The 24,137-nt window shown below is 67.6% G+C and carries 21 protein-coding genes; 8 read left to right on the top strand and 13 right to left on the bottom strand.

Translation table 11 applies throughout. From position 1 onward, the window contains the following. The first annotated feature begins 101 nt into the window (after positions 1-101). Entirely contained in the window at positions 102-380 is a 279-nt protein-coding gene (locus EZE58_RS08345; RefSeq protein WP_063248677.1) for a hypothetical protein, read from the top strand. A gap of 373 nt (positions 381-753) precedes the next feature. Here EZE58_RS08345 and EZE58_RS08340 read toward each other — a convergent pair whose 3' ends face one another. The 8 genes from EZE58_RS08340 to EZE58_RS08305 form a co-directional block, all read right to left on the bottom strand. Next, positions 754-1,794 carry a DUF2891 family protein gene (locus tag EZE58_RS08340; RefSeq protein ID WP_063250882.1) on the bottom strand — a complete coding sequence of 347 codons (1,041 nt, stop codon included), beginning with the start codon at positions 1,792-1,794 and terminating at the stop codon, positions 754-756. 259 nt (positions 1,795-2,053) lie between these two features. Further along, on the bottom strand, positions 2,054-2,809 hold the full coding sequence (locus tag EZE58_RS08335) for an HNH endonuclease (RefSeq protein WP_162909145.1): 756 nt from the start codon (positions 2,807-2,809) through the stop codon (positions 2,054-2,056). Positions 2,810-3,101: 292 nt separating this feature from the next. After that, positions 3,102-4,523 carry a cytosine permease gene (locus EZE58_RS08330; protein WP_063250884.1) on the bottom strand — a complete coding sequence of 474 codons (1,422 nt, stop codon included), beginning with the start codon at positions 4,521-4,523 and terminating at the stop codon, positions 3,102-3,104. 129 nt (positions 4,524-4,652) lie between these two features. Further along, positions 4,653-6,215 carry an aspartate aminotransferase family protein gene (locus EZE58_RS08325; protein WP_082835026.1) on the bottom strand — a complete coding sequence of 521 codons (1,563 nt, stop codon included), beginning with the start codon at positions 6,213-6,215 and terminating at the stop codon, positions 4,653-4,655. A 358-nt stretch (positions 6,216-6,573) separates the two neighbouring features. Next, complete coding sequence (locus EZE58_RS08320) at positions 6,574-8,082, bottom strand: aldehyde dehydrogenase family protein (RefSeq protein WP_063250885.1); 1,509 nt, start codon at positions 8,080-8,082, stop codon at positions 6,574-6,576. A gap of 81 nt (positions 8,083-8,163) precedes the next feature. Continuing rightward, entirely contained in the window at positions 8,164-9,405 is a 1,242-nt protein-coding gene (locus tag EZE58_RS08315; protein ID WP_231882273.1) for a M20 family metallopeptidase, read from the bottom strand. Further along, positions 9,402-10,085: a DUF1028 domain-containing protein gene (locus EZE58_RS08310; RefSeq protein ID WP_119297189.1), complete on the bottom strand. Its 684-nt coding sequence runs from the start codon at positions 10,083-10,085 to the stop codon at positions 9,402-9,404. The genes EZE58_RS08315 and EZE58_RS08310 overlap by 4 nt, the downstream gene beginning before the upstream one ends. Beyond that, complete coding sequence (locus tag EZE58_RS08305) at positions 10,082-10,564, bottom strand: RidA family protein (RefSeq protein ID WP_119297190.1); 483 nt, start codon at positions 10,562-10,564, stop codon at positions 10,082-10,084. Before EZE58_RS08305 ends, EZE58_RS08310 begins: the two co-directional genes overlap by 4 nt. Positions 10,565-10,687: 123 nt before the next feature. Between EZE58_RS08305 and EZE58_RS08300 the strand changes: the two genes are divergently transcribed. The 4 genes from EZE58_RS08300 (at position 10,688) to EZE58_RS08285 (ending at position 15,680) form a co-directional block, all read left to right on the top strand. Next, positions 10,688-11,608, top strand: a complete 921-nt coding sequence (locus EZE58_RS08300; RefSeq protein WP_144588819.1) for a LysR substrate-binding domain-containing protein — start codon at positions 10,688-10,690, stop codon at positions 11,606-11,608. A gap of 209 nt (positions 11,609-11,817) precedes the next feature. Continuing rightward, entirely contained in the window at positions 11,818-13,158 is a 1,341-nt protein-coding gene (locus EZE58_RS08295) for an NAD(P)/FAD-dependent oxidoreductase (protein WP_144588821.1), read from the top strand. After that, positions 13,155-14,564: an aspartate ammonia-lyase gene (locus EZE58_RS08290; protein WP_167560254.1), complete on the top strand. Its 1,410-nt coding sequence runs from the start codon at positions 13,155-13,157 to the stop codon at positions 14,562-14,564. Before EZE58_RS08295 ends, EZE58_RS08290 begins: the two co-directional genes overlap by 4 nt. Positions 14,565-14,702: 138 nt before the next feature. Further along, complete coding sequence (locus EZE58_RS08285) at positions 14,703-15,680, top strand: cation diffusion facilitator family transporter (protein ID WP_167560252.1); 978 nt, start codon at positions 14,703-14,705, stop codon at positions 15,678-15,680. Between the two features lie 29 nt (positions 15,681-15,709). On the opposite strand, the gene EZE58_RS08280 is transcribed toward EZE58_RS08285, so the two are convergent. Genes EZE58_RS08280 through EZE58_RS08270 form a run of 3 tightly spaced genes read right to left on the bottom strand, consistent with a single transcriptional unit; the run spans position 15,710 to position 19,430 of the window. Continuing rightward, positions 15,710-18,877 (bottom strand): DEAD/DEAH box helicase, encoded by a 3,168-nt coding sequence (locus EZE58_RS08280; protein ID WP_131248173.1) that lies wholly within the window; start codon positions 18,875-18,877, stop codon positions 15,710-15,712. A gap of 32 nt (positions 18,878-18,909) precedes the next feature. Beyond that, a complete protein-coding gene (locus EZE58_RS08275; protein ID WP_131248172.1) occupies positions 18,910-19,212 on the bottom strand; it encodes a hypothetical protein in 303 nt (100 codons plus the stop codon). Next, positions 19,209-19,430 carry a hypothetical protein gene (locus tag EZE58_RS08270; RefSeq protein ID WP_119297197.1) on the bottom strand — a complete coding sequence of 74 codons (222 nt, stop codon included), beginning with the start codon at positions 19,428-19,430 and terminating at the stop codon, positions 19,209-19,211. Before EZE58_RS08270 ends, EZE58_RS08275 begins: the two co-directional genes overlap by 4 nt. Before the next feature lie 175 nt (positions 19,431-19,605). Between EZE58_RS08270 and EZE58_RS08265 the strand changes: the two genes are divergently transcribed. The 3 genes from EZE58_RS08265 (at position 19,606) to EZE58_RS08255 (ending at position 20,994) form a co-directional block, all read left to right on the top strand. Next, on the top strand, positions 19,606-20,262 hold the full coding sequence (locus EZE58_RS08265; protein ID WP_205772182.1) for a multidrug transporter: 657 nt from the start codon (positions 19,606-19,608) through the stop codon (positions 20,260-20,262). Positions 20,263-20,451: 189 nt separating this feature from the next. Next, the gene (locus EZE58_RS08260) at positions 20,452-20,736 is read left to right on the top strand and encodes a GlsB/YeaQ/YmgE family stress response membrane protein (protein WP_009377556.1); all 285 of its coding nucleotides are present in this window, start codon (positions 20,452-20,454) and stop codon (positions 20,734-20,736) included. A gap of 66 nt (positions 20,737-20,802) precedes the next feature. Further along, positions 20,803-20,994, top strand: a complete 192-nt coding sequence (locus tag EZE58_RS08255) for a CsbD family protein (protein ID WP_197907828.1) — start codon at positions 20,803-20,805, stop codon at positions 20,992-20,994. 189 nt (positions 20,995-21,183) lie between these two features. Here EZE58_RS08255 and EZE58_RS08250 read toward each other — a convergent pair whose 3' ends face one another. Both EZE58_RS08250 and EZE58_RS08245 read right to left on the bottom strand, forming a co-directional pair. Continuing rightward, positions 21,184-22,353 carry a pyridoxal phosphate-dependent aminotransferase gene (locus tag EZE58_RS08250; protein ID WP_009377554.1) on the bottom strand — a complete coding sequence of 390 codons (1,170 nt, stop codon included), beginning with the start codon at positions 22,351-22,353 and terminating at the stop codon, positions 21,184-21,186. 194 nt (positions 22,354-22,547) lie between these two features. Then, entirely contained in the window at positions 22,548-23,999 is a 1,452-nt protein-coding gene (locus EZE58_RS08245) for an FAD-dependent oxidoreductase (RefSeq protein WP_009377553.1), read from the bottom strand. Positions 24,000-24,137: the final 138 nt, after the last annotated feature.

Raw genomic sequence — 24,137 nt, 5'->3', positions numbered from 1 at the left:
TGGGATTCGTCCTATCACGGAGAAGTTCATAGGAGGCGTCCACCCGCGCCGCCCGCACCGCAGATCGAGTGACGTCGAAAAAGGCCGTTGGAAGGGTAATCATGGGTGACTGGACGCTCGACGAGCTGGACTCTGGACACCATTCCGAGGACCTCGCAGCTGCCGGCGAGATTGACAATGCGAGATTCACAGGTCACTGCGAGCTGAACTGTAGCCACGACTTTGCCGATCGCGTTGACCTCTACCGAATTGTGAACAACGGTCTCGTTGCGGGCGCGCAACCTCAATGGGCGTACGACGACTCGATTCTCGTCGATGTCAAACTTCGGCTGCTCTCTAATGATCCGGAGGTGAGCCACTTCATCCTAGAATCGACGTGAATCCCCAGTGGGAAGCTCTCTTTCGGTAGCGACCGGCCAGTTTCAAGCCTCGAACCCATCTGGGGCGCTGTCGACCGCACTGCCCCAGGCCATGATCCGAACTGCCAACTTGTAGTGATACTTGATGCTCCGCGCTCCAAGGCCGAAGTATTTGCCCCCCGGCGGAGGCACTGCGAGCCTATTCACTCGATGCGGCCTTCACCAATGGGTATGACGCTGCCCCGGGAAACGCGCAGCGGGCGAGTCTGTCGGTTTCGTCGTGCTCGACCATGATCCCTTTGCGGTCGTTGCAGACGACGTCGGCGACATCACTGTCCAGATGACGGTCTTCGCCGGTGACGTGGTGAATCAGTGCCTCTGAATCGGGCAGCGATTACCTCTCCTGCAGCTCAAGAGCCTCCCACGCGAACGTCGCCACCCAGTGCGAGGACATGTACTCATCGGACACTGCGGCCTCGAGCCCCGGCGCCATGAGGGCGTCGACTCGTGTGAGCATGCCCTTCGCCACGGAGCTGAGGTCCTCGTTGCCGGTCTTGTCCGCGATCGCCTCGAGGTGCGGGGCCAACCGCATGATCGATGCCGCCACCGACAGTCCGAGCCCGTAGAGGTGGCTCTGATGTCCATCGGTGGGATCGAGCACCTCGACCGGGGTGAGGGCAGGCGACTCGGGTGAGAGCTCGCAAAGGAAGCCGGGCAGCCAGACGGCGATTTCGTCCTCGGTGAGGAGTTCGGTCATGAGATCGGCCTCGCACAGACCTGCCGAGAGGAAGTCGTGGCCGCTGCGCTCCTGCGCGAAGTTCCACGCCCGATCCTCGGCGTAGAAGCGCCTTGCCGCACCGGCGATGACGTCGACGACGTCCCGGCGCCCCCGCGCGCGGGCACCGAGGAGGATCTTCCGCAGACCGAAGGCCGTGTTCGTGTGGATCCCGTGCCGCACGGGCTCGGGCAGCTTCGGCAGCCATTCCGCAGTGAGGTCGAAGACCGTGTCCGCGAGGATCTGCGCATTCGCCGCGAGATCGCACAGCTGCGGATCTCGGCTGTTCCGCAGCGCCTCGGCGAGTTCGACCGCCCACGCCCACCCATAGGGTCGTTCCCAACTCGGATTCTCACGAAGGAACGACGCCTCGGCGTTGAGCTTCGCCTCGCTGAGATGCGACTGGAGCAACTCGATCGCCTCATCACGCCACGGGGCGTCCTGCGCGGCCTCGGTGTCGAGCAGCGAGATGAGCAGGTAGTGCATGTGCACGCTGGAATGCCAGTCGAAGGAATTCGCGAACGCCGGGTTCTTCTCACTCGCCGGCACGATGTCGGCGAGGCTGTTCGCGACATGGTGCGAGGCGTACGGGTAGTCCTGTGTGATGTTCGTCAGCGCGACCTGCGCGAAGGGGTGGACGTAGTCAGAGGAGTGCGACATGAAGTAATCCTAAGGTCTTGCGGGCGGCGGTCTTGGTTGCGAGTTGCGAGTAGAACACGCGAAGTTTGAAGGTCTTTGACGTCGCTGCCGGTAGCAGGTGCACGAGCGATTCCGCCCATGGAATAGGAACTGGAGGACACGGACAAGGCGGCTACGAGGCGCCGGGCCATAGAAGGTCCGCAGGTAGGAGTGCACAAGGGCAGGCGAAGGTCACGACGACACCGGGACGATTGTTTGCCTGGTCGTCGTACCCACCGCGCTACTCAGGTGATGAACCCGCGGCGCGATTGAGCCGTGTCTTCAGCTCTCCGACTTCGATCCAGCCGGAGCGGTGGATCATCTGGTGACAGTTCGCGCATAGGAGCACGAGATCCTGGAGTTCCGTCGCGGTCATTCCGGACTCGTGCCGTGGCGTGGAGTGATGTACTTCGATGTAGTCTTCTCCCAGTTCACCGTAGAATCTCCCGAAGTTGAACGTGCAGACCTCGCATTCGACCGGCAGTTCTTGGGAGGCGATGAGATCGAGCTTGGCGGCACGGATTTCCGGGTCTCTCTCGCGGTGGTAGGAGACCACTGCGCGGAGACCACCTTCCTGTGCGGCGAGCGCTGCGCCAGGATCGGTCCGCTTCAGCGTCTCCGGCGTTACCTCCGCATGATCACCGGAGCGCGACGTTCCCCGGTTGATTCTGCTCCGGATCTCGGCTGCGACTTTTTTCATGGCGTCTCTATCTACCAGAAAGCTCTCGACGACCGGCCATTCGGACGGCGACCTCCGGAGGCCAGTCTGGTCGACTTTCGGGATCCAAGCTCGAAGGTTGTTGACCTTCCTTCCGACGCTCCCTGTCGATCTGAAGTCGGCGTCCCTCAATCGGACAGGATGATAGTCAGCTCTCCGTAAGAGATCCGACAACTCTGCGACCCCCGGAGTCCTCATGTTCACTGGACCCCAATCGAGATCATCCGCGAAGTCAGCAGCGAGAATCATCTCTTCTTGTGTCCAGTTGAGGCGTACCATCACCATCTCCCATCAGGCTCGTTTCGATGATCCTACGCTGACTGCTCGTGGTGGACACGTCAGCGGACATCGTCGGTCGCCCTGTATGGGCGGCAGGCCGAACGGAGGTGGCCGACGATTGACAGCCCGCTGGCCGGGACCCGTCGGTGTGGACGGCGCTCTGTGTTCACGGCCATACTATGCGGCCTCATGGCCAAGCACGGCGAGGTCGGGCGGGTCGTCTGTGTAGACGACCCGCCCGACCTAGGAAGTGCTGGCGTTCACTTCCGACGACTGTTTCCTATGCTCCTCCCTATGCCCCGTCAAGCACCGGCGCAGCCTCCTGAGAAGCCGACCGCCCGCGCCTGGCCCGCGACCGTGACAGTGCGAGGTAGACGATCGCCGTGACGACGAAGCCGACGAGCCACGCGATGTCGATGTTCTGCAGCGGTGCCGCGAGCGGCCCGGTGAAGAGCGGGGTGATCATGAACGGCACCTGCGCTGCCAACCCGATCGCATAGCTCGAGAGGCCGACCGCGTTCCACTTCCCGTACCGGCCGCCGTCGGGGGCGAAGAGGTCGTCGACGTGGTAGTCGCCCTTTTGAACGATGAAGTAATCGGCGAGGTTGATGGCCGACCACGGGATGAGCACGTAGAGCAGCAGCGTGAGGAAGCTTTCGAACGTCGCCATGAAGTCGCCCTGGCCGAGGATCGCGATGAGCGTCGCCCCCGCCCCGCACACGATCGTCGCCCACACCCGCGTCCCCGCGGTGATCCGCGCCTTGAAGTTCGACTGCATGACCGTGAGCGCGTTCATCACCGCCGAGTAGAGCTCGACCCCGTTGATGAGCGCCGAGCTGATCGCGAAGATGATGAGGACGACCATGCCGACCGCGCCGAGGTGCTCGCCGAGTGCCGAGAGCGGGTTCTCCGGGTTCGCCGCCCCGAGCAGGACGCCGAGGGACATGACGAACACCGAGCTGACGACGAGACCGAGGTACGTGCTCCAGAACGCCGTCTTCGGCCCCGTCTTCTTCGGCAGGTACCGCGAGTAGTCGGAGACGTACGGGGCGTACGCGAGCTGCCAGACGATGCCGATCGCGAGCATCGCGAAGAACCCTTCGGCGTTGAACGCCGCCTCGGCGTTGCGCGAGGTGACGTCGGGCTGCATCCAGAAGAGGACCATCGACACCGCGACCGTGCCGCCGATGAGGATCGACAGCCACACCATCGTCTTCTGCAGCAGGTCGTAGCCGACCGCGCACAGGCCGACGCCGATGACCGCGAAGGCGATGATCGCCGTCGTCCCGTCGAAGTCGGGGAAGACCGCGAGCAGCGAGTCCTTGGCGACGATGAGGATGGATGCGAAGAAGCCGATGAACATGACGAAGGCGATGAGCGCGAAGAGGCTCGCACCAATGTACCCGAACTGCGCCCGGGCCTGGAGCATCTGCGGGATCCCGAGGTGCGGGCCCTGCGAGGCGTGGAGTGCCGACCCGAACGCGCCGATGACGTTGCCGATGAGGATCGCGGTGATGCTCCACCCGATCGGCAGGTTGTACGCGCCCGAGGCGACGGCCCCGGTGACGACGGTCAGCGGCATCATGTTGAGGCTGACCCAGATCGCGAAGATCGACCAGTTCGTCCCGGTCCGCTCCGCCTTGGGGATCGGCATGATGTGCTGCTGTTCGAAGCGCACGAACGTCTTCAACTCGGAATGGGAATGGTGGGACATGAGTTCCTCTCCTTTGAGTGACTCTCACGGTGATCGGCAGGAGTCCCGCGCCGAGGTGGCCCGGCCTCCCGCTGACCGTGACCGGGGGTTCGTGGTTCGAACCCAAGGTCGGGATCGATGCGGGCCGCGTCAGAGACTGGCGCGCTCAGTGGCCAGGGTGAACGCCTGGTCGAGAAGACCGGCGAGCTCGTCGATGTCGGCTGCGGTCATGACCAGGGGAGGTGAGACCTGGACCAGCGGATTGCCCTCGGCATCGATGGCGACCCGGGCGATGAGCCCCACCTCGGCGAGGGCCGGGTTGAGGTGGCCGTTGACGAAGTCACCGGCACTGATGACCTCATCGGTCCACCGCTTCGCGGTCTGGTCGGTGACGAGTTCGAAGGTGCGGTGGAACCCGTCGCCGCGCAGATCCCCGACGATCGCGGAGTGCCGGGCGGCCACCTCGGCGAGCTTCTTACCGAGGTGCGGGCTGAGCTGGGCGACGTTCTCGACGACGCCCTCGCGCTCCATGATCTCGATGTTCTTCAGCGCCGCCGCGCACGCGACCGGGTGCCCGCCGTAGGTGAGGGCGTGGTTGTACATGCCGAGCGGGCCGTCGAGGACGGTCTCGATGACGCGGTCGCTGGCGATGAGCCCGCCGAGGGGCATGTACGCCGACGCGATGCCCTTGGCGAAGGTGATCATGTCCGGCTGAAAGCCGTAGTGGTCGGAGCCGAACCACGAGCCGAGGCGGCCGTAGCCGGTGATGACCTCGTCGGCGATGAGGAGGATGCCGTACTTGTCGCAGAGTTCGCGCACGCCCTGGAAGTAGCCGGTGGGCGGGGTGAGGCTGCCGCCGGCGTTCTGCAGCGGTTCCATGATGATCGCCGCGATCGTGTCCGCGCCCTCCTGGACGATGAGGGACTCGAGCTCGCCGAGGAGGAACGCCGTGAACTCCTTCTCCGTCTCGGCGTCGGGGCGGCGGTAGCGCTTCGTGTTGTGCGTGTGGCGGACCCCGTTCATCAGCGGTTCGAACATCTTGCGGACGTCGGTCATGCCGTTGAGCGACATCGCTCCGAAGCTCGTGCCGTGGTAGGCGACGCGGCGGGCGAGGAACTTGTAGCGCGAGGACTCGCCGCGGGTGATGTGGTACTGGCGGGCGAGCTTGATCGCCGCCTCGTTCGACTCGCCGCCGCCGGAGGCGAAGAAGACGCGGTTGAGGTCACCGGGGGCCAGCGACGCGATCGTCTGCGCGAGCTTGGCCGCCGGGGGATGGGCGACCGACCACGTCGTCTGGTAGGGCAGGGCCGCCATCTGCTCGCGGACCGCGTCGCCGACCTCGGCGCCGTGGGTGTAGCCGAGCTGGACGCAGAAGAGGCCGGCGAGGCCGTCGAAGAAGCGGGTGCCGTTCTCGTCGAAGACCGAGCAGTGCTCGCCGCGGACGAAGATCGGCAGCTCGGCGTCGCGGTACTTCGCCGCGGGGGTGAAGTTCATGACGAGGTGGCGCTTGGCGATCTCGGCGAGGTTCTCGGTTGGGGTGTCGGCGGAGTTCGCGGCGGATGCCGGGGTGGTCGCCGGCCGCGCTGCGGGGGCGGTCGTCGTGTCGGCGGCGGTCGCCCTGTCGGCGGCGTCGCTGCCGGCCGGTGTCGCGGGAGTCGGAGCCCCGGTGGTAGCCGTGTCGTCCGACGTGGTCAGCGTGCTGTCGAGTGTCATGGTGTGTCCTTTCGAGCGAAGGTGCTCAACTGCTGGGTGGTGCACATTCTCTGGTGGTTCAGGGCCAGTGGTTCGAAGTCAGCGGCGGTGCGTGGTCCGGGTTCCGAGTCTGCGGCGGTGCGTGGTCTGCGGTGCGGCCTCTGCGACTCCGTGTCTGCGAGCGGTGGCCGCGACTGCCGAGCCGGGGAAGTCGTGATCGAGGTGGTGTGGATCACGCTGTCCATTCATGCTTTCACCCGCCGAGCCATAAGTGAAATAGTTTCTCGTTCTCAAGCGCATCTGAAAATCAGATAGCCAGCGTCGTGGGCGCGGCGGCATCCGCGGCTGCCGCCGCGTCAGCGCGGTGGACCGGGAACCGTCACCCCCACTGCAGCCAGGTGGTCTTGAGGTCGGTGTAGTTCTCGAGCGCGTGGATCGAGAGGTCGCGGCCGAAGCCGGACTGCTTGAACCCGCCGAAGGGCGTCGTGAAGCCGAGCGCGTCGACGGTGTTGACCGAGACCGTGCCCGCGACGAGGCGGGAGGAGACCCGGTGCGCCCGGGACATGCTTCCCGTCCACAGTGCCGCGGCGAGACCGTACGGCGTCTCGTTGGCCTTTGCGATCGCCTCGTCCTCGGTGTCGAACGGGGTGACGAGGGCGACGGGGCCGAAGATCTCGTGCTCGTGGAGCCGGTGGTCGGCAGGCAGGCCGGTGACGACGGTCGGGGTGACGAACGTCGTCATCCCGTTGATCGCCGGTCGCTCGCCGCCGGCGACGATCGTCCCATCGGCGCGCGCCTGCTCGACGCACTCCCACACCTCGTCGGCGTGCTTCTCGGACACGAGCGAGCCGATGGCCGTGTCCGGGTCGAGCGGGTCGCCGGGCTGGAACGACTCCGCGGCGCGGGTGAGGAGGTGGACGAACTCGTCGAAGACGGGACGTTCGACGAAGATCCGCGAGGTCGCCGAGCACACCTCGCCCTGGTTGTAGAATGCTCCGAACGCCGCCTTCTGCGCGGCGGCCTCGAGGTCGTCGGTGTCGGCGAAGATGACGTTCGCGCTCTTGCCGCCGGCTTCGAGGGCGAGGCGCTTCATGTTCGACTCCCCGGCGTAGACCTGGAGCTGCTTGGCCACCGCGGTCGAGCCGGTGAAGGCGAGCATGTCGACGTCCATGTGTCGGCCCAGCGCCGTGCCGACGACCGAACCGCGGCCGGGAACGACGTTGAGCACCCCGGCCGGCAGGCCCGCCTCGGCGGCGAGCTCGGCGAGGAGCAGCGTCGAGTGCGAGGCCTCGACTGGCGGTTTGACGACGAGGGAGTTGCCGGCCGCCAGCGCCGGCGCGATCTTCCACGTCGCGATCTCGAGCGGGTAGTTCCACGGCACGATGACGCCGATGACGCCGAGCGGTTCGCGGGTGACGAGGGCCGTCGATCCGCTCGGGGTCGCCGGGATCTCGTCGCTGACCTTCTCGATCGCCTCGCCGTAGAACCGGAAGAGGGCGGCTGCGCCGGGGGCGTCGATCGTCGAGGACTCGCCGATCGGCTTGCCCATGTCGAGGGTGTCGAGGAGCGCGAACTCGTCGGCCCGGGCCTCGATGAGATCGGCGAGGCGCAGCAGCACCTCTCGCCGGTCCGTCGCCGAGGCTCGCGACCAACTTCCGTCGTCGTAGGCTCGGCGGGCGCTCGCCACCGCACGGTCGACGTCGGCGCCATCGCCGAGGTGGAGGGTCGAGATGACCTCGCCGGTCGCCGGGTTCGTCTTCGCATGGGTCTGCCCGGACTGGGCGTCGACGCGGACACCGTCGATGACGGGCCGTCCGTCGAGGGTGATCGCGGCCGCTTTCGTCCGCCACTCCTCGGCGGCGGGGGTGCGGGTGAGTGTGTCGGTCATGGTGGTGCTCCTTCGTGTGTTCTGTGGCTTCGACGCGGTGAGCCGACAGTTACGCGGTGTGCAGACCGCGTTTGTGTCGGTTCACCGCGTCGGTGGGGTCGGACCTGCCGCGGCGGCGAGGTCGGGCGTGCGTGTGGCGAGGTCGGGCGTGCGTGTGTCGGTGAGGCCTGGCGTGCGGGCGGCGGCGACGTCGGCGGCCGTCCAGGCGAGGGCGGTGGCGCCGTCGACGAGCGCCTTGTCCGCGAGCGGCCCGACGCATGAGTCGGCGAAGGCGGGCTGATGGTTGCTCGCCGTGCCGCCGACGCCGATGTAGGGGTGGATGGCGTCGACGACCTGGGAGACGTTGCCCATATCGGTCGAGGCCCGGTTCATCGTCGCCTCGGCGGGGTCGACGTCGAAGGTCCGACCGAGCGCCGAGGCGTTCGCCCGGTAGCGCTCGAGGGCCGCCTCGTCGGTGCGCATCTCCGCGTACCGGCGGCTCTCGGGCGTGATCGTCAGACTCGCGCCGCTGGCCAGGGCTCCGGCTTCGAAGCAGTCGGCGACCCGCTGCTCGACGGCGAGGAGCTCCTCGGTCGTCTCCGCCCGCACGTACCAGCGGCCCTCGGTCCTCTCGGGGATCGCGTTGGGCGCCTCTCCGCCGTTCGTCATCACGCCGTGGACGCGCACGCTCGGCGGCAGCTGCTGACGGAGCAGGCCGATCGCCGTCTGTGCGATGAGGAAGGCATCGTTGGCGTTGACGCCGCGCTCGGGGTAGGCGGCCGCGTGCGCGGCCCGACCGGTGTACTCGACGTGCCAGTGGGCGACCGCGAACGGCCTCGCCTCGGCGACGTCGACGGGGGCTGGGTGGGCCATGAGGGCGAAGTCGAGTTCGGTGAACGCGCCGCGGTCGAGCAGCTCGATCTTCCCGCCGCCGCCCTCCTCGGCGGGAGTGCCGATGACCTCGACCGTGAGGCCGAGCTCGTCGGCGACGGCAGCGAGTCCGATCGCCCCGCCGACGCTCATCGCGGCGATGAGGTTGTGCCCGCACGCGTGCCCGAGCCCGGGCAGTGCGTCGTACTCGGCGAGGAATCCGACCGTGAACGCCCCGGTGCCGAACGTCGCCCGCAGGGCGGTCTCGAACCCGAGATAGGGGCGTTCGACGGCGAAGCCGTGAGCGGTGAGGACGTCGGCCACCGAGGCGGACGACCGGTGTTCCTGCCACCCGAGCTCGGGATCGTCGTGGAGGGAGGTCGAGAGCGCGATGAGGGGCTCGGTCACCTCGGCGATGCGCTCGGCGATCCGCTCTCTGAGCGCGGAGTCCGCGCCGCCGGTCGACGGGGTCATCGGTCGTCTCCGGGCACGCCGTAGGACGGGGACGCGGCAGGGGCGCGTCCGCGGGTGATGTAGTCCTCGCGCTGGGGCATCCAGATGTCGAGGAGGCGGCCGAGCTCGCCGATCGGGTCGTCCTCGGCCCAGTCGACGCGCAGGTCGGTCACTCGCCACCCGGCGTCGCCGACGACGGCAAGTCCCGCGGAGTGGACCGGTCCGGCCTCTCCGCCGGCGGCCATCGCCGCCTCGAAGCCGGCGAAGAGTCGCTCCTCGATCCGACCGGTCGCTGCCAGCGCGGTCTCGACGAAGGCGTCGAGGACCTCGAGCGAGGCGAGCATGTTGCCCCCGGCGACCGCATTGCGCTCGGTGCGGGCGCCGAAGATCCCGAGCGCCTCCGTGCCCGAATGCGCGGCGGTCTCCCCGTTCGCATCGATGACGAGCAGCTGTCGGTAGGCGATCGTCTCCGGATCACTCGCCGCGACGACGGCGTCGAGGGCCGTCTGCGCAGAGGCCCCGGCGGCCATCTCTGCGACGATCGCCGGTCCCAGGCGCGGGTCGGTGATGTTCTGCGAGTTCACGCCGCCGACGCCGTCGCTCAGCGTGAGGCAGCGGGCGGCGACGGCCGGCGACGACGAGGAGATCGCGGCGCCGAACTCCCCGGTGTCCGGGTCGTGGAGGAGGAGGGAGAAGGTCATCGGGCCACCTCGGCGGGGGAGGGCTCGGCACGGATGGCACGCGGTGCCTGCCCGGTGTCGGGGTCGCTGATGACGGCGGTCGCGTCGATCTCGACGAGCCATTCGGGGCGGGCGAGGGCCTGGACGACGATGCCCGTCGAGACGGGGAAGACGCCGCGCAGCCATGTGCCCATCGTCCGGTAGACGTCCTCGCGGTAGCGGGGATCGACGATGTAGACGGTGACCTTGACGATGTCCTCGAGACGGCTGCCCGCCTCGGCGAGGAGCATCGCGATGTTCGCCATCGCCTTCTCCGTCTGTGCGACGACGTCGCCGATGCCCACCGATTCGCGGGTCTCGAGGTCCTGGCCGATCTGCCCGCGGAGGTAGACGACTCCGCCGGCGACGACGGCCTGGCAGAGGTCGTTGTCGAGGTTCTGCTCGGGGTACGTGTCCTTCGTGTTGAACATGCGCAGTCGGGTGTGCGTCGGTGCGGTCATCGTCTCTCCTCGTCGAGTGCGGCTGTGCTGACCTCCATTCTGGGAACCCACGCTTCATCTGTGAAATAGTTATTATCTAGACAGTTCATCTGGAAAACAGATGACGACGGCGAGGAGGCCGGTATGGTCCACAGATTCCCGATCACGCTCACGCAGCTGACGTACTTCGTCGAATGCGCGAAGACGCTCAACATGACGACGGCGAGCCAGGAGCTCCACATCGCCCAGTCGGCGGTGTCGACGGCGATCAACCAGCTCGAGAAGGCGCTCGGCGCCCCGCTCTTCGTCCGGCAGCACTCGAAGGGGCTCGTCCTCACCTCGGCGGGGGAGAGCCTGCTCCAGGAGACGCGGCAGATCTTCGGGCTCATCACCGACGCCGTCGAGACGATCCAGGCCGGGCAGAAGGAGGTCCGCGGCACGATCGTCCTCGCGTGCTTCAAGACGATCGCCCCGTTCCTCCTCCCGCAGCTCCTCGGCGCGCTCGAGGCCGAGCATCCCGAGCTCACCGTCGAGGTCGTCGAAGGCGACCACGAGGAGTGCCTCGCCGCCCTGCGCAGCGGCCGCGCCGAGATCGCCCTCAACTACGACCTCACCGAGAACGACGGCATCGACGCCCAGCGCGTCGGCACGGTCCGTCCGCACCTCATCGTCGGCACCGACCACCGCCTCGCCGGCCGTTCCGAGGTGCGCCTGGCCGAGCTCGACGACGATCCGCTCGTCCTCCTCGACCTCCCCGACAGCCGTGAGTACTTCCTCAGCATCCTCCGCTCGGGCGGGATCACGCCCCGGGTCAAGCACCGCAGCTCGAGCTACGAGACCGTGCGCTCGATGGTCGCGATGGGGCTCGGCTACTCGATCCTCAATCAGCGTCCGCGGATCGCCGAGACCTACACCGGTGAGCGCACGGCGATCCTCGAGATCGCCGACCCCGCCCCGAGCCTCCACGTCGTCACCTCGACGCTCTCCCGCTCGAGGACGACGGCGAAGGCGCAGGCCGTCACCGCTGCGGCCCGGTCGATCCTCGCCGAGGCGGCCCCCGAGTAAGCGACCGCACCTTCCCATCCCCTGAAGCGATGGGGATTCGACGACTGCATCTGCCCAGTAGATGCAGTGGTCCGCCAACGACTATTGGCATCGGCTCTCTGCCCTGCGGTTTGCTGGAAAGGCGAAGGGCGACGACGACGTTCGGCCCTGACAGCAACGACGCACACCCCGCACCGATCACCGGATGCGGGCCGGAGAAAGGGCACCCCATGCCGCAGAGAGCCGCAGAAACCACCGAGGTCGTCATCGTCGGCGGCGGACAAGCCGGAATCGCGATGAGCGAGCACCTCGAGTCCCAAGGCGTCCCCCACATCGTCCTCGAACGCGACCGCGTCGCCGAGGCGTGGCGGACCCGCCGCTGGGACTCCCTCGTCGCCAACGGCCCCGCCTGGCACGACCGGTTCCCCACCCAGGAGTTCGAAGACACCGACCCCGAGGCGTTCGCGACGAAGACCGAGGTCGCCGACTACTTCCAGACCCTCGTCGACCGCAAGCGCCTGCCGGTGCGCACCGGGGTCACCGTCACCTCGGTGAAGGCGCTGGACGGGGCTCCCGGCTACCGCGTCGAGACCGACGCCGGGAGAATCGACGCGGACTACGTCGTCGCCGCCACCGGACCGTTCCAGGTGCCCAACGTCCCCGCGATCATCCCCGCCGAGGCGGGTCTCACCCAGCTGCACTCGAACGCGTACAAGAACCCCGAGCAGCTCGACGACGGTGGGGTCCTCGTCGTTGGTGCCGGCTCCTCCGGGGTCCAGATCGCCGCCGAGATCCAGGCCTCGGGCCGGAAGGTCCACCTCGCCGTCGGACCCCACGACCGGCCGCCGCGCTCCTACCGCGGCCGGGACTTCTGCTGGTGGCTCGGAACGCTCGGCCTCTGGGACCTCGCGGCGCCGCCGGTCGGAGCCGACCATGTGACGATCGCCGTCAGCGGTGCCCGCGGCGGCCACACCGTCGACTTCCGCGACCTCGAGGCCTCAGGCATCACCCTGCTCGGACGGGCGAACGGCTTCTCGGGTGGAACTCTCTTCGTCGGCGACGACCTCGGGGAGAACATCGCCCGCGGGGACGAGAACTACCTCTCCCTGCTCCGAGCGGCCGACGACTTTATCGAGCGCAACGGCCTCGACCTGCCGGAGGAGCCCGAAGCACACGAACTCGGGCCCGACCCCGAGGGTGTGCGGAATCCGATCCGCGAACTCGACCTCGCCGAGGCGGGTGTGCGCACGGTGATCTGGGCGACCGGGTTCGGCGTCGACTACACGTGGCTCGACGTGCCTGGGGTTCTCGACGAGCGCGGTTACCCCGTCCAGCAGCGCGGCGTCACCCGGGTGCCCGGGGTCTACTTCCTCGGCCTGCCGTGGCTGTCGAGGAGGGGCTCGAGCTTCATCTGGGGCGTGTGGCACGACGCGAAGTACCTCTCCGACCAGATCGGGATCCAGCGGATGTACCGCGACTACACGCCGACGGGGACTCGCTCCGGTGCCCAACCCGGCACCGCCCGCACCGGTGAGTCCGCGACTGCGGAACTGCTCGAGGCGGCGGGATGACCGCCCGCCTCGGCGAAGGCATTACCCGCACCGAGACCGATGCGCTCGGCAGCCTCGAGATCCCCGCTGACGCCTACTGGGGCGTCCACACGGCCCGGGCGAGGGAGAACTTCCCCATCGCCGCCCGCCCGATCTCTGTCTACCCGGAGTTCGTCCGCGCCTACGCGTGCGTCAAGCAGGCGGCCGCCCGGGCGAACCTCGAGATCGGCGCCCTCGACGCCGAGCGCTCAGGCCTCATCGACACCGCGTGCGAAGAGATCAAGGCCGGTCGGCTCCTCGATGAGTTCACGGTCGGGGTCGTCCAGGGCGGGGCCGGGACCTCGACGAACATGAACGTCAACGAGGTGGTCACGAACCGCGCCCTCGAACTCGGCGGGTGGGAGAAGGGCGACTACGCGCACCTCAACCCCAACGATCACACGAACCGCAGCCAGTCGACGAACGACACCTACCCGACGGCGGTGAAGATCGCGCTCGCCTTCTCGCTCACGTCGCTGACCAGCGAACTCAGCCTCCTCGCCGAGGCGTTCGCGGCCAAGGGTGCCGAGTTCGCGCACATCGTCAAGGTCGGGCGCACCCAGCTCCAGGACGCCGTGCCGATGACGCTCGGGCAGGAGTTCACGGCCTTCGCCGTGACCCTGCGGGAGGACATCGACCGGCTCGACGAGGCGGTCGGCCTCCTCGGCGAGGTCAACATGGGGGCGACGGCGATCGGGACGGGGATCAACGCCCCGGTCGGCTACCGGGACGCGGTCATCCGGCACCTGCGCACGGTCACGGGACTCGACCTCGTCACGGCCGGTGACCTCGTCGAATCGACGAGTGACACGGGGGCGTTCGTGACGTTCTCGGCCGCACTCAAACGCAGTGCCCTCAAGCTCTCGAAGATCGCCGGTGATCTGCGGCTGCTCTCCTCGGGCCCGCAGGCCGGCCTCGGCGAGATCGGGCTGCCGCCGCGGCAGGCGGGGTCGTCGATCATGCCGGGAAAGGTCAATCCGGTCATCCCCGAGGCGGTCACACAGGTCGCGTTCGCTGTGGCCGGGGCCGATGTCACGGTGTCGATGGCCGTCGAGGCGGGGCAGCTGCAGCTCAACGCGTTCGAGCCGATCATCGCGCACTCGCTGTTCCAGTCGATCACGTGGCTCGAACGCGCGTGCCGGACGTTCCGGGTCAACTGCGTCGAGGGGATCACCGCGAACGAGGCCAGGCTCGCCGACACCGTCGCGCGGTCGGTCACCGTCATCACCGCGCTCGCCCCGGTCATCGGCTATGCCTCGGCGGCGGCGCTCGTGAAGGAGGCGCTCGCCGGCGATGTCCGGGTCGCCGATCTCGTCGAGAGCCGCGGACTGCTCGAGTTCGGTGAGCTCGATGCGCTGCTCACCCCGTCACGGCTGGCGGGGGTGTGAACCGGACCCTCGCCCGGCAGGGCGGGTTGCGACCTGGTCCGAGGGGCGAGGGTCTCGTTCGCCGAGGCGGTTCACCGTATGCTGGTCACCTGCGAGCCGACCGACGGCTCAACGACCTGCGACGGGGAGGACACTGCCATGGCCGAGCGTTCGGGCCGAGTCGACACCGAGGCGCACAAGGCCGCGGGCAGCAGCTGGATCACCGTCATCATCGCGTTCGCCGCGAACGTCGCCGTCGCCATCGCCAAGACGATCGCGGCGGGGATGACCGGATCGGCGGCCCTGGTCGCCGAGGCGGCCCACTCGTGGGCGGATGCCGGCAACGAGGTCTTCCTCCTCATCGCTGAACGCAAGGCCGCCCGGCCCGCCGATGCGTCGCATCCGCTCGGGTACGGGCGGGAAGCCTACGTGTGGTCGATGTTCGCGGCGTTCGGGATCTTCACCGTCGGCTCGGCGGTCTCGATCTGGCACGGCTTCCAGTCCCTCTTCGTCGACGAGGCCGACTCCGACTACACGGTCGGCTACATCGTCCTCGCGATCTCCGCGGTCCTCGAGGGCTTCTCTTTCCTCCAGTCGGTCCGGCAGTCGCGGAGGCGAGCCGGTCAGCTGCGGCAGCCGACCCTGCGCTACGTCCTCAAGGGATCGAACCCGACCCTGCGGGCGGTCTTCGCCGAGGACGCCGCGGCGCTCATCGGCCTCGTCATCGCGTTCCTTGCGATGTTCCTCCACCAGATCACGGGCATCGCCGCGTTCGACGCGATCGGGTCGATCCTCGTCGGGGTGCTCCTCGGCATCGTCGCGATCGTGCTCATCGACCGCAATCGCCGGTACCTCGTGGGCGAGAACGTCACCCCGCACATCCGCGACATGATCCTCACCGACCTGCTCGCGGACAAGGACATCGTCGAGGTCACCTACCTCCACGTCGAGTTCGTCGGCTCGGGCAAGGTCTTCGTCGTCGCGGCCGTCGACCTCGTCGGCGATGCGAGGGAGAGCGAGCTCGCCGTGCGCCTGCGCACCGTCGAACGCCACCTCGAGGAGCACCCGATGGTCGAGGAGATCATCCTCACCCCGGCCGCGCCGGGGGAGAAGGCGTTGGTGCCGAACGGGCAGTGACGAGATGTCGTTACCCGCCTCCAGGGCCCTCACCCCTCGAAGAGCTGACGGATGTCCTCGGCGCTGATCGTCTGACTGAACGCCTGACCTGAGGCGTTGCGCAGGGGAGCGTCACGGTCGGCGAGCTCGTCTGTCATGAGGTCGTCGAAGAGCTCGGCCTTCTTCCGCTGCAGGCCGAGCACCTTCTCCTCGATCGTGCCTTCGGCGACGTAGCGGTAGACGATGACGTGATCGGTCTGCCCTATCCGGTGGGCGCGGTCGATCGCCTGATTCTCCGCGGCGGGATTCCACCACGGATCCATGAGGAAGACGTAGTCCGCCTCGGTGAGCGTGAGACCGAACCCGCCGGCCTTGAGGCTGATGAGGAACACGGGTGCTGTGCCGGTGCGGAAGGCCTCGACCACCTCGGCGCGGTTGCGGGTCGACCCGTCGAGGACGACGTAGGGGATCCCGCGGGACTCCAACTCCTCGCCGACATGGTCGAGGAACGAGGTGAACTGGCTGAACACGATCGACCGGTGGCCTTCGGCGACGACCTCGTCGAGACGCTCGAGGAGCGCGGTGAGCTTGCTCGAGGGCACGTCGGCATGCTCGGCGTCGACGATGCGCGGGTCGAGGGCGAGCATGCGCAGGAGCGTGAGCGAGCGGAAGACGATGAAGCGCTGCCGGTCGTAGTCGCTGTCGATGAACCCGAGCAGCTTCTTCCGCTCCTTCTGCAGTATCCGGTCGTAGAGCTGTCGGTGTGCGGGACTGAGCTCGACGGTGATGACCTGCTCCTGCTTCTCCGGCAGGTCGGCGGCGACGAGGTCCTTCGTCCGGCGCAGGAGGAACGGGCGGATCCGCCGCTGCAGGCGTTGCATCCGCCCCGGGTTCTCCCCCGATTCGATCGGCCGGACGTACTCCTCCTCGAACCGGTGCGGGGAGGGGAAGAGCCCGGGCGCGGTGATCGAGAACAGCGACCACACATCCCGCAGCGAGTTCTCGAGCGGTGTGCCCGTGAGCGCGAGCCGGAACGGGGCGCTCACCGCCTTCGCCGCCTGATGGACCTGGGAGGAGCCGTTCTTGACGAACTGCGCTTCGTCGAGGATGAGCCCCGCCCACTCGTGTGCGGCGATCTCGTCCTCATCAAGCCGGAGGATCGCGTACGAGACGACGATGACATCGGCCCCGGCGACCACCTCGGCGAGGGGGATCTTCCGCTTCCGCCGGGACTCACCGATGACGCGAACGTCGAGGTCAGGGGTGACCTTCGCCGCCTCCTGTGCCCACAACGGGACCACCGAGGTGGGGGCGACGACGAGGAACGGCGGTGCCGTCCGGCCGTCGGCCCCGGTCCTGCGGGTACCGGTGCCGCCGTCGCCGTCGGCCCCGGTCCCGCGGTCCGTGCGGCGGGCGTGGGCGATGAGCGCCAAGGTCTGCACGGTCTTGCCGAGCCCCATGTCGTCGGCGAGGATCCCGCCGAGACGGCACCGGTGGAGGAGGGACAGCCAACGGAATCCCTGCACCTGGTACGGGCGGAGGGCGACGCCGTCGAGTTCGGGCACCTCGGTGGCAGGCAGATGCTCGAGATCACGCAGGGCCTGTGCGGACTCGCGCCAGGTCACGGCGGGTGCGGCCTCGTCGGCGAGGTCCTCGAACTCGGACCACAGGCCGACGTGGAGGCGGCTGATCTTCGGGGACTCGGGTTCCCATTCGGGGATGAGGTCCGCCTCGGCGAGGAGGGACTTGAGCCGGTCGAAGACGGGACGGTCGAGCGAGAGGTAGGAGTCGTCGGCGAGCTTGAGCTTGCGCTGGCCCTTCGCAAGCGCGGTGAAGAGCTTGACGAAGGGCACGGGCCGCCCGCCGATGCTGATCTGGAAGCCGAGCTCGAACCAGTCGTTCTTCTCCGCCTCGACCGAGGTGATCTTCACGCTCGGCTCCCCGCCGAGCTCACGGTAGGGCTGCCGCTTCCCGCGCGTGACGACGTGGACGTGCTCGATCTCCTCGAGCCTGGGCAGGACGGTGGTGACGAAGTCGGCGGTGTCGACGTCGGTGAGCTCGAGGTCTGTCGGTGCGGTCGGGAAGTCCGTGCCCGGGTCGGAGAGGGTGAACGCCTGCAGCAGGGAGGTGACCTCGGCAAGCACGGAATCCTCGTGGTCGATGTCGCGCAGTTCGGTGTCCCTCCCCGCCGAGGCGGGGCCCGGGTTCGGCTGGACCGTTCCGTCGGCGCGCCGGGAGCCGGAGGGCTGCCGCACCGGCAGGGTCCGGCGCGGACCCGAGTACTCCCAGTACCAGCGCAGGCTCAGCCGGTCCTGCGCGCCGAAGGTGAGATCGAGGGTGAGCCGCGGATCCCGGTAATGCGGGAAGCGGACGGATTCGTCGATGCTCACGACCTCGGTGCTCGTGCGCAGCAGCGGGTAGTACTCCTCGAAGAACTCCTCGGCGTCGTCGCGCGGGATCGTGATCGGTCCCGGTGCGGACAGGGCCGGCAGCGCCGAGGCGGTCGTGGCCTTCTCCGCGGGCGCCAGCGTGACCGTGAACCCGGTGCGGGTGTCGACGCCGAAGAACCCGTGCGTCCAGATCGGCTTCGCGAGCCCCGCAGCGATAGGGCGTTCGTCGATCGTCACCTGCGGCTGCACGCGCAGGCCGCCCCGCACCGACCGCACGTCGATGACAGCCTTCGCCGCCCGACCGATGCGCACATCCATGCCCTGGTTGACCCCGACGAAGGCGATCCCGAGTTCGGCACCGTGACTGAAGACGTCCCAGAGCAGGGAGGTATGGAAATCGCCGAGGTTGTACGCCGCCCCGTCGGGCGTGAAGTCCGTCTTGTCCCGGGTGCGCAGGCCCGCGAGCTGGGAGAACCACTCCTGGTGGCGGGGGTCGACGCCGAACTGGGCGGTCATGCGGTCGATCGTGCGCCAGCTCAGCGACTTCTTCACCCAGTTGCCGGAGTTGCTGAGGACGAGCGGCCGGATCGCGAGCGACGGATTCGCACCCGGGCTCACCTCGGCTCTCGTGAGCAGAGTGGTGTGCTGGGGTTCGAACCATGATCGGGGGACGACCTCGACGAGCTCGAATCCCAGGGCCGCGGGCGTGTGCGTGGTGGGGGCCGCCTCGGCGAAGGAGGCGAAGGCCGTCCTCCAGTCGGCGGGGGTTGCCGATCCGGATGCACGACCCCGCGGATTCGGGGGAGTGCTCGGTCGGTTCGCGGTCACGACCCCATCCTCTCACTGCCCGGTGACACGGTTCATGGTGACTGCCCGCGGAGTTCACCCCATGCGAAGGAGGACTCCGCGACCTCGTCCTGGAGCATGTCGAAGAAGTGCTCGGCCATCTCGGTGATCGCCTCGTCGTCATCGGCGCGGGGGACCGTCACCGGAAGGGTGAGGACTTCGTCACCGACCGTGATGCGCACGTCGATGAGGTTGCGGCTGCGGCCCTCGATGATGTCGAGACGGTCGAGCTCGCCGTCGCGGAGGATGCGATCGACGGCGGGTCGGACGATGCGCTCCATGACCTGGTCGTCTCTCAGGCGCGGTGATCGGGTCATGACGACAACGTCAGCGAAGACTCGGAGTACCAGGGTTCGCGCTCGACTCCCGGCGGTAACGGTGGCCTGCGGTCGTAGCGAGCAATGAGGATGGATTCCTTGCGTTTGCCCTGTCCGTTGATGATGGCGAAGACCTCGGCGAGTCGTGCTGGAGGGGTCTGGGACGTCTTCGCCCACTCGATCGCCTTGTCGGCGGATGTGCGTTCGGTGGCGTCCATGATCGGAGCATAGCCACGAAATCGCTCACGCGTGCCTATTCGCCGCGCAGCTCGCCCCACCCGAATGACGACTCGGCGACGAAGTCCTGCAGGTCGTTGAAGACGCGTGCAACGAGATCCTCGACGGTGAGTTCGTGCGCCATCCTCATGACGACAACGATAGTGCCACCGTAGGATGAGAGGCGTGAAAGAAGCCTCCGATCGGTCCCACATCTCGTCTCCCGCGATTCTCGGTGCACTGCTGCTCGCGACCGCGCGCACGGTCGATCTGCTCAACGCCGCTCCTCCGCGGAATCCGACGAGGCCGCTCGGCCGAGGCGACAAGGACATCATCGCCGGAGTCGAGGCAGTCCTGCAGGCCCAGTTCTCCGATTCCCCCACGTTGATCACCGACACCGTCGACGAGGTGGCCTCCGCCATCCGGTTCATCCGCAACCGTGGAGAGAAGCCGAGCCTCACCGCCGCGAAGTACGACCTGGCGCGTACGGCTGTGCTCGACCACCTCGGGGTGGGTTCGACCAAGGGGGCGAGCACGTGGCCGCCGACCAGCCAGACGGCAGTGCAGCGGTTCGGATCATGGAACGCCGCTCTCACGGCCGCCGGGTTGGCGACGAGCAGTGTGGGGCGAGCGAAGGGTCAACTGCGATTCGATGCCGCCGCTTACGATTCGGCGATCACCGCCTTCCTCGCCGACTGCGAATCCCGCGGAGTCGCGGCGACCTACAAGGAGTACGGGAACTACGCCGCCGAACACAAAGGAACGGTGCCCTCTGCTGCCGCCGTGCGAAAGTTCTACGGAAGCTGGAACACGGCTCTCACCTCGGCGAAGTGAGGCTTCATCCACTTTTCGTCGCCTGAGTTCCACGATTCGAAACGACAACATCACTTGGGACACGATCCGGCAAAAATCCTTGCGAATCGTGCGTGAGGTTTGTAGTCTCTGAACGTCTGTATAGATGGAACCGACTGACGTGCGCAGATGGCGCACGCGCTCGGTGACTGAATCGAAGGGACTGAAATCATGGTTGTCATCGGTTGGATCATCGTCGGGCTGCTCGCGGGCGCCCTCGCGAAGCTCATCCTCCCGGGTAAGCAGGCTGGAGGATGGATCAGCACGATCATCCTCGGAGTCATCGGCGCTTTCGTCGGCGGACTCCTCTTCGGACTGTTCGGCGGCAAGGGCATCGGCGCTGTGTTCTCGGATCCCTGGTCGTGGGGCTCGTTCTTCATCGCTGTGATCGGTGCGATCGTCTTCGCGTTCGTCTGGGGCCTCATCACGAAGAACCGCGGAGCCAAGACCGCCTGACGGAACGCTGGTCAGCCCTCAACTGACCAGATCAGCACGCGTACACCCAGAGAAAAGGAGCATGCCGTGAGCATGAAGGACAAGTTCGACAACAAGGCCCAGGAACTCAAGGGCAAGGCCAAGGACGCCACCGGCAAGGCCATCGGCAACGAGCAGATGCAGGCCGAAGGCAAGGCCGATCAGGCTGCCGCCGGCACCAAGCAGGCCGGAGAGAAGCTCAAGGACACCGCAAAGGATGTCACCGACCGTCGTCACTGATCGGTCGCAGGAACTCCGGCGCGCCTGAGCGTCGGCGATAGACCCCGGCAATCGTGCTCTCCGCGGTTGACCGGATGACACAGAGGCGGGTGCACGATCGTGCGGTACCCGCCTCTGCTGTGTCCGGACGATGTCCGGCGGTCGGACTCAGCGGACAGCGTTCAGCGGGTCAGGCTCAGCGGGACGCGCTCAGCGGGTCGCGGCGAATGCCTCCAGCCGGCGGCACGCCTCGACGATCGTCTCCGGGGAGACGGCGAAGGTCAGGCGCAGATACCCCTCACCCTCAGGGCCGAACGCGGAACCGGGGATCGTCGCGAGATCGTGCTTCTCGAGCAGCTGGGTTGCGACCTCCCACGACGTCAGCCCCCAGTCCTTGACGTTGGCGAACGCATAGAACGTCGCCTCGGGGCGGAGCACGCTGATGCCGTCGATGGCGTTGAGCCGGTCGACGATGAGGTCGCGGCGTTCGGCGTACGACTGCACCATCTCCCCGACGACCGACTGAGGGCCCGTAATCGCGGCGATCGCCGCCTCCTGGACGAACCCGGGCAGGCTCGACGTCAGACCCTCCTGGAGCAGAGGCATCGGCGGGATGAACTCGGCCGGGGCAATGACGAAGCCGCACCGCCAGCCCGTCATCGCATAGGTCTTCGAGAAGCTGCCGACGACGAGGAACCGATCGAACCCGGGTCGCACCTCGGCGATGGAGGTGAACGTCGAGTCGTCGAAGACGATCTCGTCATAGACCTCGTCGGAGATGACCGTGAACCCGAACTCATCGGCGAGATCGGCGATCTGCTCAAGGTCCTCCCGGTCGATGATCGACCCGAGCGGATTGGACGGGCTGTTGAGGATGATCGCCGCCGTCTTCTCGGTGACTGCGGCCCGGACGTCGTCGGCACGGACCTTGAACCCCGACTCCTCCCGCACGGGCACCGGAACGGCAACGGCGCCGAGGCGGTGGATCTGTCCGAGATAGTTCGGAAAGCAGGGGTCGGCGATGATGACCTCCTGCCCCGGGGAGACCGTCGTGTCGAGGGAAAGGGTGAGCGCTTCCATCGCCCCGAAGGTGACCATGACATTGTCGACGCCGATCTCGCGATTCCACCGCGTGGAGTACTTTCCGGCGATCGCCTCCCGCAGTGCGGCCAGGCCCGCGTTGGCGACGTACTTCGTCGCGTCGTTCTCGATCGCACGGATGCCTGCGGCCTTGATGTGCTCAGGCGTGGGGAAGTCCGGTTCGCCGACCGTGAGCGTGACGGCGTCGGGAAAGTCGAGCGCGAGGTTGAACATCTTCCGGATGTCCGAGGCAGGGTAGGTCTGCGCCATCGGGGAGATGCGCCGGTACGGGTCGGTCACGGATGCGCTCCTTCGTCGGGGTGTCTCGAGAGTCGTGAGGACATCTCGAGTGTGTCAGATGGGGCGCTAGCGGGCGCGGACGTCCGGCGCTGTGCGATTCCAGGACGCTCAGTGTCGATTTCTGCGACCGGAATCGACACTGAGCGTCCTCGAGTCATGAGTCGGCGACGGGAGGCGCGCGTGCCCGGCGCGACCTACTCCGCCAACCCCGCCAACTTTGCCCCGAAGCGGGCGAGCAGGCTCGTCTTCGTCGCTCCCGTGACGCGCTCCCACTCATCGGCGAGGTTGAAGATCCGGTACATCGACCGGATGCCGAGCCAGCGGATCGGCTCCGGCTCCCACTGACCGGAGACGTGGTCGTTCCACGGCAGGGCGGTCAGGGGAGTCGGAGTCCCGCCTGCCCGATCGAGCAGGGTCTTCGCCGCCAGATGCGTCGCCGTCACCCCGTGCCCGGCATACCCGCGCGCCACGCCGATGCGCTGCTCGGGATCGAAGAAGATGCCGGCGCACCAGTCCCTCGTCACCCCGAGCGCGCCCCGCCACGCGTGGGCGACCTCGAAGTCGAGGGTCGGGAAGAGCGAGGACAGGCGCGTGCGGAGGAGGTCGACCACCTCGGCGGGGACGCGACCATCACCGGGCAGACCCGAGTTGAACGCATACGGCGCACCCCGGCCGCCGAGCGCGATCCGATCATCGGCCGTGCGCTGGGCGTAGATGAACGTGTGCGCGGCATCGCCGAGGCACTCCCGGCCCTCCCAGCCGATCTCCTCCCACGCCTCAGCCGGCAGGGGAGCGGTCGCGATCATCGACGAGAACACGGGGATGACCTGCCGCCCCTCGAGCCCCGGCAGCCTCCCCGACACCGTGTCCGAATACCCCTCGAGGCACACGAAGATCGTCTCCCCGTGCACCGGTCCGCGATCGGTGACGACGGTGCCCGTGCCGACGTGCCCGGCCTTCGTGCCTTCGCAGATCGTCACGCCCTGATCCCGCAGCACGCGCGCGAGCCCCTCGACGAGGAGCGCCGGATCGATGCGCGCGGTGGCCGGGACGAAGACGCTGCCGTGGGCGTTGTCGACGTTGATCCGCGCCCGCGTCTGCTCGGCATCGAGGACCTCCATGTCATCCGGCCCGTAGCCGTACTCGCGGTTGGCGTCGACGAGCTCGCGCACCCGGGCCATCCCGGCTTCAGACTGTGCGATGTCGATGTGCCCGCCGCGGACCTGCTGCGCGTCGATGCCCTCAGTTTCGAGCGTCTCGAGGACCTCGTCGATCGAGTCGAAGAGCGCTGACTGGAACGCCCGGACGGACTCGAGGCCAGAGACCCCCGCCGACCCGACCGGGCCGTGCGGGTCGGTGGCGACAGCGCGGTCGACCGCCTCGGCGAAGCGGGCGCGATTGCCGGGCATGAGCGTCGAGAGCCACCCGCCGTTGCGTCCCGAAGCCCCATAGCCGACGGTGCGCGCCTCGATGACCGTGATCGACCAGTCCGGGTGCGCCTGCCGGGCGCAGTACGCCGACCACAGCCCGGTCATGCCCCCGCCGACGATGACGAGGTCCTGCTTGGTCGTCGGCAGAGGGGAATCGATGGGCTCGGCCGGGGACTGGGCCAGCCAGAACGAGGCCTCACCGTTGAGGTAGCTCACAGGACATCTCCTAGTCGCAGGGGTACGGCGCTGTCTGCGACCGTACGAATCCAGTTCTATCCCATGCCCATTGACGATGTAAATGGTTGTCCGTACGTGTATTGGCATATGAAATCGCCGAGGTTGTCCCCGGAATCC

It is taken from the genome of Brevibacterium sp. LS14, assembly GCF_012027885.1.
Taxonomy (GTDB): domain Bacteria; phylum Actinomycetota; class Actinomycetes; order Actinomycetales; family Brevibacteriaceae; genus Brevibacterium; species Brevibacterium casei.
This window is presented reverse-complemented; position numbering and strand designations above follow the sequence as displayed.